Annotated in this window: 9 protein-coding genes; 8 read left to right on the forward strand and 1 reads right to left on the reverse strand. The window is 63.2% G+C overall.

Annotated features, from left to right (window positions below; all coding sequences use genetic code 11):
• The first annotated feature begins 94 nt into the window (after nucleotides 1-94).
• The 8 genes from LN139_RS17985 (at nucleotide 95) to LN139_RS18020 (ending at nucleotide 10,600) form a co-directional block, all read left to right on the forward strand.
• Entirely contained in the window at nucleotides 95-2,347 is a 2,253-nt protein-coding gene (locus LN139_RS17985) for a TonB-dependent siderophore receptor (RefSeq protein WP_236355453.1), read from the forward strand.
• Nucleotides 2,323-3,213: an alpha/beta hydrolase gene (locus tag LN139_RS17990; protein WP_236355454.1), complete on the forward strand. Its 891-nt coding sequence runs from the start codon at nucleotides 2,323-2,325 to the stop codon at nucleotides 3,211-3,213. The genes LN139_RS17985 and LN139_RS17990 overlap by 25 nt, the downstream gene beginning before the upstream one ends.
• A gap of 149 nt (nucleotides 3,214-3,362) precedes the next feature.
• Nucleotides 3,363-4,940: a phosphoethanolamine transferase gene (locus LN139_RS17995; RefSeq protein WP_236355455.1), complete on the forward strand. Its 1,578-nt coding sequence runs from the start codon at nucleotides 3,363-3,365 to the stop codon at nucleotides 4,938-4,940.
• Nucleotides 4,941-5,026: 86 nt separating this feature from the next.
• Nucleotides 5,027-6,169: an AAA family ATPase gene (locus LN139_RS18000; RefSeq protein WP_236355456.1), complete on the forward strand. Its 1,143-nt coding sequence runs from the start codon at nucleotides 5,027-5,029 to the stop codon at nucleotides 6,167-6,169.
• Complete coding sequence (locus tag LN139_RS18005) at nucleotides 6,169-6,777, forward strand: DUF4276 family protein (RefSeq protein WP_236355457.1); 609 nt, start codon at nucleotides 6,169-6,171, stop codon at nucleotides 6,775-6,777. Before LN139_RS18000 ends, LN139_RS18005 begins: the two co-directional genes overlap by 1 nt.
• A 72-nt stretch (nucleotides 6,778-6,849) precedes the next feature.
• A complete protein-coding gene (locus LN139_RS18010; protein ID WP_442964336.1) occupies nucleotides 6,850-8,262 on the forward strand; it encodes an MFS transporter in 1,413 nt (470 codons plus the stop codon).
• A 156-nt stretch (nucleotides 8,263-8,418) separates the two neighbouring features.
• Complete coding sequence (locus tag LN139_RS18015) at nucleotides 8,419-9,267, forward strand: shikimate dehydrogenase (protein ID WP_236355458.1); 849 nt, start codon at nucleotides 8,419-8,421, stop codon at nucleotides 9,265-9,267.
• A gap of 130 nt (nucleotides 9,268-9,397) precedes the next feature.
• Nucleotides 9,398-10,600 (forward strand): mandelate racemase/muconate lactonizing enzyme family protein, encoded by a 1,203-nt coding sequence (locus LN139_RS18020; protein ID WP_236355459.1) that lies wholly within the window; start codon nucleotides 9,398-9,400, stop codon nucleotides 10,598-10,600.
• A 12-nt stretch (nucleotides 10,601-10,612) separates the two neighbouring features.
• On the opposite strand, the gene LN139_RS18025 is transcribed toward LN139_RS18020, so the two are convergent.
• Nucleotides 10,613-11,278 carry a TetR/AcrR family transcriptional regulator gene (locus LN139_RS18025; protein ID WP_236355460.1) on the reverse strand — a complete coding sequence of 222 codons (666 nt, stop codon included), beginning with the start codon at nucleotides 11,276-11,278 and terminating at the stop codon, nucleotides 10,613-10,615.
• Nucleotides 11,279-11,303 lie beyond the last annotated feature (25 nt).

Consider the following 11,303-nt stretch of genomic DNA (forward strand, 5'->3'; position numbering starts at 1 on the left):
GAAAGTTAATGCGCTTTACTCTCAAATAACAGTCAATATCATTCGTGATCTTTCAAGGCCCGCCTGTGCTGGCCAGCCGCCTCTGGAGATCACCATGGCCTCTCGCCTGCCCTTGCCCGCTCTGCTTGCGATACTGACCAGCACCTCGCTTGCCCATGCCGAGCAGGCCTCTCCTGCTGACCAGCCCATCGAGCTGGAAGCGCAAAACATAGTTGCTACGGCAAAGGAAGAAACCAAGCAAGCGCCCGGCGTGTCGGTCATCACCGCCGAGGACATCAAGAAGCGCCCACCGGCCAACGACCTCTCCGAGCTGATCCGCACCATGCCGGGGGTCAACCTCACTGGCAACTCCACCAGCGGCCAGCGCGGCAACAACCGGCAGATCGACATTCGCGGCATGGGCCCGGAGAACACGCTGATCCTGATCGACGGCAAGCCGGTCAGCAGCCGCAGCTCGGTGCGCTACGGCTGGCGCGGCGAGCGTGACAGCCGGGGCGACACCAACTGGGTGCCGGCCGACATGATCGAGCGCATCGAGGTGATCCGTGGCCCGGCCGCCGCGCGCTACGGCAACGGTGCTGCCGGCGGGGTGGTGAACATCATCACCAAACAGCCGACCCAGGAAACCCACGGCTCGGCCACGGTCTACACCGCCTTCCCGCAACACAAGGACGAAGGCGCGACCCAGCGGATGGATTTCGGGTTGTCCGGAGCGCTGAGCGACACACTTGCCTATCGCTTGTACGGCAACGTCGCCAAAACCGACGCCGATGACGCCGATATCAATAGCGGCCATGAGTCCACCCGCTATGGCAACCAGGTCGGCACCCTGCCAGCCGGGCGCGAGGGCGTGCGCAACAAGGACGTGAACGGCTTGCTCGCCTGGCAACTGACGCCTGAGCAAACGCTGGAACTGGAAGCCGGGTTCGGCCGCCAGGGCAACCTCTACACCGGCGATACCCAGAACACCAACAGCAACGCCAACGTCAAAAGCCTGCTGGGGCACCAGACCAATATCCTCTACCGCAACACCTGGGCGCTGACCCATCGCGGCGCGTGGGATTTCGGCGACAGCCTGGCCTACGTGCAGTACGAGAAAACCCGTAACCAACGCATCAACGAAGGCCTGGCCGGCGGCACCGAAGGTATTTTCAGCAACACCCATTTCTACACCAGCGAGCTGCGCAGCCTGACCGCGCACGGTGAGGTGAGCCTGCCGCTGCACTGGGGCGTGGACCAGAACCTCACCCTGGGCACCGAATGGGTGGAGCAAAAACTCGACGACCCGCTGGCCAACACCCAGGCCACCACCGCTGGCGGCGCCGTCAGTGGGCTTGCGTCCACTGGCCGCAGTGGTTCGAGCGAGGCGCGCATCGCTTCAGTGTTTGCCGAGGACAACATCGAACTGCGCCCCGGCACCATGCTTACCCCGGCCTTGCGCCTGGACCACCACAGCGTGGTCGGCGACAACTGGAGCCCGGGCCTGAACCTTTCGCAAGTGCTCACCGACACCCTCACGCTCAAGGCCGGCATCGCCCGTGCCTACAAAGCGCCGAACCTGTACCAGCTCAACCCCAATTACCTGCTTTATTCGAACGGCCAGGGTTGCTATGGCCAGACCACTTCCTGCTACCTGCAAGGCAATGCCGGCCTGAGCGCCGAAACCTCGGTGAACAAGGAGCTGGGCATCGAGTACAGGCACGACGACGTAGTGGCAGGCCTCACCTATTTCCGTAACGACTACAAGAACAAGATCGAGTCGGGCATGGCGCCGGTAGGCACCGCAACAGGCGGCACCGGCAGCACTGCCAATGCCTCGGTGTTCCAGTGGGAGAATGTGCCCAAGGCACTGGTGGAGGGGCTGGAAGGCACCTTCAACATGGACCTGGCGCCTGATCTGAAATGGAGCAACAACTTCACTTACATGCTGCGCTCGAAAAACAGGGAAACCGGCGATGTGCTGTCGGTCACGCCCAAGTACACGCTCAACTCGATGCTCGACTGGCAGGCCAGCGAGAAGCTCTCGCTGCAACTGGACGTGGCCTACTACGGCAAGCAGAAGCCCAAGAAATACGACTACCACGGTAACCCGGTCACCGGCAGCGCTCGCCAGCAACTGGCGCCCTACGCCATCGTCGGCACCCGCGGCACCTATCAGCTGACGCAGCACCTGAGCCTGACTGCCGGCATCGACAACCTGCTGGACAAGCGCCACTGGCGCGAAGGCAATGCTCAGGGCGTGAACAACATCGACGGGGCGGGGGCCGCCACCTACAACGAGTCGGGCCGCACGTTCTACACCAGCGTCAGCGCGTCGTTCCGATGCGCGCGCTGGCTCACTGGCTGATGGCGGCCGGGCTTGCGCTCGGCGGCCTGGCGCAGGCCGCGCCACAGGATGCGCCCATGGACACGCGCCTGCTGCAACGCAACGACCTTGCCTACCGCTTCGAGACGTTCACCCTCGATTCGGCCGACGGGCAGCGGCACTATCAGGTGTGGGTAGGCTTGCCGCATCGGCCTGCACCCGCGAAAGGCTACCCGGCGCTGTACATGCTCGACGGCAATGCGGCGGTGGAGGCGCTGGACCCGGCCTTGCTCGCGCAGCTTGACCAGGGCCAGGCGCCGGTCCTGGTGGCAGTGGGTTACGCCGGAGGGCAGCGCATCGACCGCAGTGGGCGCACCTTCGACTACACCCCGCAACGCCCGGCCGGTGAACAGCGCGACCCCATGACCGGCGAGCCCAGCGGCGGCGCGCAGGCTTTCCTGAGGCTGCTGCAAGGCCCCATTGCCGAAAGGGTCAACGCCCTTGCACCGGTGGATACACAGCGTACTGCCTTGTGGGGGCACTCCTATGGCGGCCTGTTCACCCTAGGCGTGCTGCTTGACCAGCCTTCGGCCTTCGCCACCTACATCGCCGCCAGCCCCTCGCTGTGGTGGGCACCAGGCTGGGCGACCCGGCGCAGTCTCGGGCTGGCTGGCCGGCTCGAAGCGCCGCGCCGGCTGTGGCTGATGCACGGTGAGGCAGAACCCGCGCGGCCCCGGCCGAACCTGCCACCGGCGCAGGAAACCGCCGCAGGCCTTGCGCGGGTGCTGAGCGCAGTGCCCAGGCTTTCGGTGCGCTACCAGGGCTTCCCCGGGCTGGGCCATGGCCCGATGCTCGCCGCGTCGCTGCGCCAGGCGCTGCGATGGCTAAATGAAGAAGGCGGAATGTAACTGCCGGGCTATCCTTTTTTTACAAATTTTTGACCATGAGGTCACTAGCGTGCGGCCGTCCCCGATGCGGCCCCGCTATTTGGTAAGGAAAGGTCCAGTAATGCGTTTGCGTCAGCGTCTTCCCGCCTTGAGCCCTGAACCGGCTGATCATGCTGTTCGCTGCCCTGCTGGTGGCGCTTTACAACTTCGAAGCGTGGGGCGCGCTGGTGCAGTTGATCCAGCTCACCGGCATCAAGCGGGTGCTGTTCGAGATCTCGTTCGCGGTGCTGCTGTGGTCGGCATTCTGCCTGCTGCTGTTGCCGTTTTCATTCCGCCCGCTGTTGCGCCCGGTGATCAGCCTGGTGGCTATCACTGCTTCGCTGGCGGCCTACTTCATGAACGACTACGGCATCACCATCGACCGGGTGATGATGCAGAACGTGATGGAGACCGACGCCGGCGAAGTGGGCGCGCTGATCAGCGGCAAGATGGCTGCCTATGTGCTGTTGCTGGGCGTGTTGCCAGCGGCGCTGGCCTGGTACTGGCCGGTGCGCTACCGGCCGGTGCTGCATGGCCTGCTGACGAAGCTGGCGCTGGCCTTCAGCGCCAGCGTGCTGCTGGTGCTGTCGGTGGTGAGCTTTTATTCCACCTATGCACCGGTCTTTCGCGAGCCCGACAAGCTCACTCACTTCATCAACCCCACCAACTACATCTACGCCACCGCGCGCACCGCCAGCGAAAAGCTCATGCTCGAACGCAAGACAGTGGTGCAGCCGATCGCGGCAGACGCCGCTCGCACACCCTCCGGGCAGCGCAAGAAGCTGATGATTTTCGTGGTGGGCGAAACCGCGCGCGCCGATCACTTCGGCCTCAACGGCTACCCGCGCCCGACCACCCCGGAGCTGGGCCAGCTGGACATCCTCAACTTCACCCAGGTGCACTCCTGTGGCACGTCCACTGCCGTGTCGGTGCCATGCATGTTCTCGATGTTCCCGCGCAAGGAGTACACCGACAAGAAGGGCAAGAGCTTCGAAAGCCTGCTCGACGTGCTGCAACGCACCGGCATGAAAGTGCTCTGGCTCGAGAACAACAGTGACTGCAAAGGAGTGTGCCTGCGCGTACCGCATCAGGACATCCCGAAAATCCAGCCCAGTGCCTTCTGCGACGGCAAGCGTTGCCTGGACGAATCATTGCTGGTGGGCCTGCAGCCTTACATCGACAAGTTGGATGAGGACACCCTCATCGTCCTGCACTCCGACGGCAGCCACGGGCCGGAATACTACGACCGCTACCCGGCCGACCAGGAGGTGTTCAAGCCGGTGTGCCACACCAACCAGCTCGGCAGCTGCACCCCGCAGGAGCTGCAGAACGTCTACGACAACACCATCCACTACACCGACCACTTCCTGGCTCAGGTGGTCGGCCTGCTCAAGCAGAATCAGCAACGCTTCGACACGGCCATGTGGTACGTCTCCGATCACGGCGAGTCGCTGGGCGAGAACGGGGTCTACCTGCACGCAGCGCCCTACGCCATCGCCCCCGAAGCCCAGACCCATGTGCCGATGGTGCTGTGGTTCGGCCAGGGCACGCTGGCTGATGCCGGCCTGAACCGCGATTGCCTGGAGGGCCGGCAGAACCAGGCCGGGCTCAGCCACGACTATGTGTTCCACTCGCTGCTGGGCTGGTTCGACGTCAGCACCAGCCTGTACCAGGCGCCGCTGGATCTGTTTGCGGGGTGCAAGCGGTGAGGCAACCAGCCACCCTTGAGCGCTGTTGGGGTGGGCGTTAGACTCGCGGGACATTGGCCCTCCCCGCTTGGAACGCCTGGCGGCTTTTGAGAAGACCCGACAATGCTGATCACCCGGCTGAAACTGAAGAACTGGCGAAACTTCAAAGAGCTGGATATCGCGCTAAGCCCCACAACCTACGTTCTGGGGCCCAATGCTTCAGGCAAATCCAACTTGCTGGATGCGCTTCGCTTTCTGCGCGACGTCTGCAAGCCTGGCGGTGGAGGGCTGCAGGCGGCCGTGCGAAAACGTGGTGGGCTCCAGCATATTCGCTGGCTGGGCGCAAAAAGAATAGCGAGGTCCTGATCCAGGTTGAGCTGAGCAATGCTCAAGGTGAACCTGCGCAATGGATTTATTCGCTGAGTTTCAAGGCAGACGCCCGTGTCGGGCAGGAAAAGGTCTGGAGGCACACTGAGCTGATTCTGGATCGCCCCAATGCTGGCGATCTGGAAGATGCGCTTCTGCTGAGCCAGACCTTCCTGGAGCAAAGCACTGCCAACAAAGCCTTTCGCGAGATCGCTCATTTTTTTGCCAGCACCGAGTACCAGCATCTGGTACCTGCGCTGCTCAAGCACAAGCACGCCAGTGCCGGCATGCTGGATGACGATCCCTTCGGGCAGGGCCTGCTTGAACGTATCGCCGCGTGTCCTGAGAAAAACCGGGCGACCAAGCTAAAGCGCTTGCAGGCCGCCCTGTCGGCGGTTGTCCCGACATTCCAGACGCTACGTTTCGAGCGAGATGCCGAAACGGGAGCCGCGCATCTGGAAGCTGTTTTTGGCCAACAGGGCGCGGCGCAATGGCAAAACGAGCAGCAGTTCTCTGATGGCACCTTGCGCCTGATCGGAATGCTGTGGAGCCTTCAGCAGGAAGCCTCTCTACTGCTGCTCGAAGAACCAGAGCTTTCCTTGAACGAAGCCGTGGTTGCACTCATACCGCTGATGATCGACCGCCTGCTTCGCGAGCAGAAAGCTTCGAGCAGGCAAGTACTGATTACCACTCATAGCGAGGCGCTGTTGGACAACCCACTGGACGGGCGCTCCATCATCCTTTTGGAAACCGGTGCCGAGAGCAGCCAAGCCCGTACAGCCACCGATCAGGAACTGCAACTGATGGACGCTGGCCTGTCGCCAGCGGCAGTTCTGCTGCCCAAGGCCCAACCTGCTGGCCTGAAAGCCCTGGGTTTTTCCTGATGCCCGGAGCGCTCTATATCGTGGGTGAGGATGGCCTCTGTTGTGCGCTTGCAAAGGCTCTTGTCAGGCAATGCACGACGTCATGGCATACCGGTTATGAACAGAACACCTCCGGATTTGGCGAATTCGTCAAATACGTCGCGAAGATGAATCAGGTAGCAAGCACTACGCTTCCGGTTCTGATGCTTGCTGATGGCGATCAGGCGCCCTGCCCTGTTGAGCAGATCAAGGCGTGGCTGCCGCCAAAACCCGCTGCCCGGTTAATGCTGCGCTTGGCAGTAAGGGAATCTGAAAGCTGGGTTCTTGCTGACCGCCAAGGGCTTGCAGCATTTCTGGACATCAGCATGGCACACATCCCAGCAGCCCCGGATGAACTGCGTGCGCCCAAAGAATCTTTGCTTACCCTGATCCGGAAAAGCAAAAAACGACTCCTTCGCGAAGAAATGCTGCCCGCCAAGCAGAGCCGCGCACCTGTGGGGCTGGGCTATGTGCTTCACCTTGAGAGTTTCCTGGCCGAAGGCTGGAGCCTGAAACGAGCTGCAGAAAACTCCCCGAGCCTGGCGCGCGCAGCGGGCAGAGTAAGCCAGGTGCTTGGCGCTGAGGGCTAATCGCGCTGGGGTATTACTCGCCACGCTCATACGTTGCAGTTGCAACGTCCTGCGCATACCACAGGACCTTCCGTGACCACCCCACTCACCCCACAACGCGCACGCCTGATGGCCCTGCTGGTCGCTGCAGCGTTCTTCATGGAAAACCTCGACGCCACGGTGATCGTCACGGCGTTGCCCGACATGGCGGCCAGCTTCGGGGTGAACCCGGTGGACCTGAACGTGGGCATCACCGCTTATGTGCTGACCCTGGCGGTGTTCATCCCGGCCAGTGGCTGGGTGGCCGAGCGCTGGGGTTATCGGCGTGTATTCCTGCTCGCGCTGGCGACTTTCACGTTGGCCTCCGTGCTGTGTGGGCTGTCGCAGACGCTCTGGCAGTTCGTGCTGGCGCGGGTGCTGCAAGGCGTAGGCGGCGCGATGATGGTGCCGGTGGGGCGCCTGGCGGTGCTGCGCAGCACCGAGAAAAAAGACCTGCTAACGGCCATCGCCTTCATCACCTGGCCCGGGCTGGTGGCGCCTGTGCTCGGGCCGCCGCTGGGCGGGTTGATCACTTCCAGCGCCTCTTGGCACTGGATCTTCTGGTTGAACCTGCCACTGGGGCTGATCGCGCTGTTGCTCACCCTGCGCCTGATGCCTGCCGGGCAAGCGCAAGAAGCTCCACGGCGCTTTGACTGGCTGGGCTTCGTGCTGTGCGCCGGCGGTTGCGCTGCGCTGCTGCATGGCCTGGATGAAGTCGGCCGAGCGCCAACGGCCCTGGCTGGCTGGGGCCTGCTCGGGGCCAGCGTGCTGCTGATCGCTGCACTGGCCTGGCATTGCCGCCGCCATGCCGCGCCTTTGTTGCGGCTCGAAGCGATCAAGGTGCCAACCTACCGCGTCACCTTCAATGGCGGATCGCTGTTTCGCGCGATGGTGAGCGCTCACCCGTTCCTGCTGCCACTGATGTTTCAGCTGGGCTTCGGCCTGAGCCCGGTGACATCCGGATTGCTGGTGCTGTGCCTGTTCGCCGGCAATATCGGCATGAAGCCCATGACCAATGCCGTGCTGCGGCGCTGGGGGTTTCGCGTCACATTGTTCGGCAGCGGCACGGTGCTCACGTTGGCGACCTTCGCCTGCGCGCTGGTCACGCCAGCAACGCCATTGTGGCTGCTGGCGCCGTTGCTGGTGATCTCCGGGATGGCCCGCTCGATGGGGTTCACGGCGTACAGCAGCCTGGCGTTCGTCGACATGCCAGCCCCCTTGATGAGCTCGGCCAACACGCTGTTCAGCATGGCTCAGCAACTGGCGTTCGGGCTGGGCATCGCGCTGGCGGTGATTTTCCTGCGCGGTTCGCAAACGGTATTGGGCGTGGCGGACGGCAGCCTTTCGGCTTATCACCTGGCCTTTGCCTTGATTGGGGTGGCGACCCTGCTATCGATGGCCGACCTGTTGCGGTTGCCCAGGGATGCAGGCGCGCAGGTGTCTGGGCATGGGCTTGCCAGGCATTGACCGATTGCCGCCCACTTTCGCAAACCCTGTTCACCAGCCGGTACAAAACCCGTTGATTTGTGTAACCGGCTGGTTCATTTTAAAAACCATGCAGCGCCCAGAAGGCTCTGCAATCTCCAAGAACAACAATCGAAGCCCTCGACACGAGTAAACCGCATGTCGCGCAAAACCATTCTGGCCGGTCTGATCGGCGCTGGTATCCAGCAATCCAAAACCCCACCCATGCACGAGGCCGAAGGTGCCAGCCAAGGTTTGGGCTATGTCTATCGGCTGATCGACCTCGACGTGCTCAAGCTCGGTAACGAGCACCTCCAGGAGCTGCTGGTCGCCGCCGAGCGCACCGGTTTCACCGGCTTGAACATCACTTTCCCGGCCAAGCAGGCGATCATCCCGCTGCTCGATGAGCTGTCACCGGAAGCACGTGGCATCGGCGCGGTGAACACCGTAGTGCTCAAGGATGGCAAACGGGTGGGCCACAACACCGATTGCCTGGGTTTTGCCGAAGGTTTTCGTCGTGGGCTGGAAGGCGCGCCGCGTGAGCGCGTAGTGCAAATGGGCGCCGGTGGCGCGGGATCGGCAGTGGCTCATGCGCTGCTGCTCGAAGGCGTGAAGCAACTGACCGTGTTCGATGTGGACCCGCAAAAGGCGCAGGCGCTGGTGGACAACCTCAACGCGCATTTCCCCGGCGCCCCCGCTCGCACAGGCACAGACCTGCCCGCAGCCGTTGGCCAGGCACAGGGGATCGTCAACACCACGCCCATGGGCATGGCCAAGCTGCCCGGCACGCCGGTGCCTGCCGAGCTGCTGCGCGCGGAGTTGTGGGTGGCGGAGATCGTCTACTTCCCGCTGGAAACCCAATTGCTGCACGACGCCCGCGCGCTGGGCTGCCGCACCCTCGATGGCGGGACGATGGCGGTCTTCCAGGCAGTGAAGGCCTTCGAGCTGTTCACCGGCCTGCCCGCAGATGCAGAGCGCATGACCGCGCATTTCAAGCGCATGATCTGAGCAACGACCCTTCCTGACATCCAAGCTGCACTCAAGGCACTGCCCTGCCAAAGGGCCTTGAGTGCAGCGCCCTGTTAGCGCTATGGTAGCGATACCATTCGCGCTTGCGCCGCTTCAGGATAAGAACAATATGTCGAAGATCACTTGCGTCAGAACCCTGCGCCTGCCCGAGCGGCCGAAGCTGCTATGGGTCGAAATCGAAACCGACGAAGGCCTTGTGGGCCTGGGTGAAACCTTTCGCGGTGCGGCCACGGTCGAAGCGGCGGTACACGAGTTGATCGCCCCGGTGCTGATCGGCCGCGATGCTCGCCAGATCGAAGCCATTTCCCTGGAATTGACTACGCCCTATGTAGGCTTTCACAGCGCCAGCGCCGAAATCCGCGCCGCTAGCGCCGTAGACATTGCCCTGTGGGACCTCAAAGGCCAGCGCCACGGCATCCCCATCCACGAAGCTCTGGGCGGCGCTTGCCGCGAGCGCATCCGGGTGTACAACACCTGCGCGGGCTACGACTTCAACACCCAGCAAGGTGCCCGCCGCGAAATCGCTGCCAGCGACCGCGCCCAAGGCCCTTACGACGACCAGCTCGCCTTCGCCCGTGACCCGGCAGCCCTGGCCCGCAGCCTGGTCGAGGAAGGCTACACGGCCATGAAGATCTGGCCGTTCGACCGCTTCGCTCGCCAGCCGGGCGCCAACAGCATCAGCCTGGCCGAAGTGCGCCAAGGCGCTGAAACCTTCCGCCAGATCCGCGAAGCAGTGGGCGACCGCATCGAGATCATGTGCGAGCTGCACAGCCTGTGGGACAGCACTGCTGCGCTGCGCATCTGCCAGGCCCTGGAGCCGTTCGACCTCTACTGGGTCGAAGACCCCCTGTGCAAGATGGACGACGCCAAGGCCCTGGCCGACCTGCGCAACCGTACCCAGGTACCGATCTGCGCCAGCGAAACCCTGGGCGGCAGCACGGCCTATCGCGACCTGTTGGCTGCCGGCAGCCTGGATTACCTGATGCTGGACCTGGTGTGGTGCGGCGGCTTCACCGAAGCCCGCAAGATCGCGGCCCTGGCCCAGGCCTACAACAAACCCCTCGCACCCCACGACTGCACCGGCCCGGTGGCGTTGTTCGCAGGCCTGCAACTGGCATTGCATGCGCCCACGGCGGTATTGCAGGAAGTGGTGCGGGCGTCGCTTTCGACCTGGTACGGCGAGCTTGTGACCGAACTGCCGCGCATCGTCGACGGCCATGCACTGGCGCCCTCCGCGCCCGGCCTGGGCACGGCGCTGCGCCCGGAAGTGAAACGGCGGCCCGACGCGATCCTTCGCGAAACCCGCGGGTAGCGGGGCTGCGCCCTACCCTTTGCGCACAAAGCGCAGCAACGTATCGACGAACATCTCCCGGTGATGCGCCTTGAGCACCGGGTCGTCGAAGTCCACCGCGAACAGGGCACCGAAGGTGTGCCGGTTGGAAACGCGGTAGAAGCAGAAGGCGCTGATCATCATGTGCACGTCGATGGCCTTCAGCCCTTCCCGAAACTCACCCAGCGCCTCGCCACGGCGCAGGATCTCGTCGAGCGCATTGAGCACGGTGGTGTTCATCGACTGAATGGCCTTGGACTGCTTCACGTACTGCCCGCAATTGATGTTCTCGTTGCAGACGATGCGCACGAAATCCACGTTGCGGTCATGGTGGTCGAAGGTGAATTCCACCAGCCGGCGGATGCCCTCTTCCGGTGGCAGCTCGGCCAGGTGCATGTTGCTTTCGGTGTTGCGAATATCGCCGTAGAGCTTTTCCAGCACTTCGATGTAGAGCTGCTCTTTACTGTTGAAGTAGTAATAGATCATGCGCTTGCTGGTTTGCGTGCGCTCGGCGATGGCATCCACCCGCGCACCGGCCAGGCCCTGCGAGACGAACTCGACGATGGCCGCCTGCAGGATGTTTTCACGGGTTTTCTCGGGATTGTTCTTGCGGCTTCTGCGCGCCGGGAGGGCGGCGGGAGCTTCGTCTGTTGTTGTCATTGGGGGCTCACGGCCGGAGGGTCCA

Source organism: Pseudomonas sp. KNUC1026 (assembly GCF_021650705.1).
Lineage (GTDB): Bacteria > Pseudomonadota > Gammaproteobacteria > Pseudomonadales > Pseudomonadaceae > Aquipseudomonas.

Excerpts from the sequence above, each read along its gene's own strand:
- LN139_RS17985 (WP_236355453.1), top strand. The coding sequence starts at position 95 with ATGGCCTCTCGCCTGCCCTTGCCCGCTCTGCTTGCGATACTGACCAGC.
- LN139_RS17990 (WP_236355454.1), top strand. The coding sequence starts at position 2,323 with ATGCGCGCGCTGGCTCACTGGCTGATGGCGGCCGGGCTTGCGCTCGGC.
- LN139_RS17995 (WP_236355455.1), top strand. The coding sequence starts at position 3,363 with ATGCTGTTCGCTGCCCTGCTGGTGGCGCTTTACAACTTCGAAGCGTGG.
- LN139_RS18005 (WP_236355457.1), top strand. The coding sequence starts at position 6,169 with ATGCCCGGAGCGCTCTATATCGTGGGTGAGGATGGCCTCTGTTGTGCG.
- LN139_RS18015 (WP_236355458.1), top strand. The coding sequence starts at position 8,419 with ATGTCGCGCAAAACCATTCTGGCCGGTCTGATCGGCGCTGGTATCCAG.
- LN139_RS18020 (WP_236355459.1), top strand. The coding sequence starts at position 9,398 with ATGTCGAAGATCACTTGCGTCAGAACCCTGCGCCTGCCCGAGCGGCCG.
- LN139_RS18025 (WP_236355460.1), bottom strand. The coding sequence starts at position 11,278 with ATGACAACAACAGACGAAGCTCCCGCCGCCCTCCCGGCGCGCAGAAGC.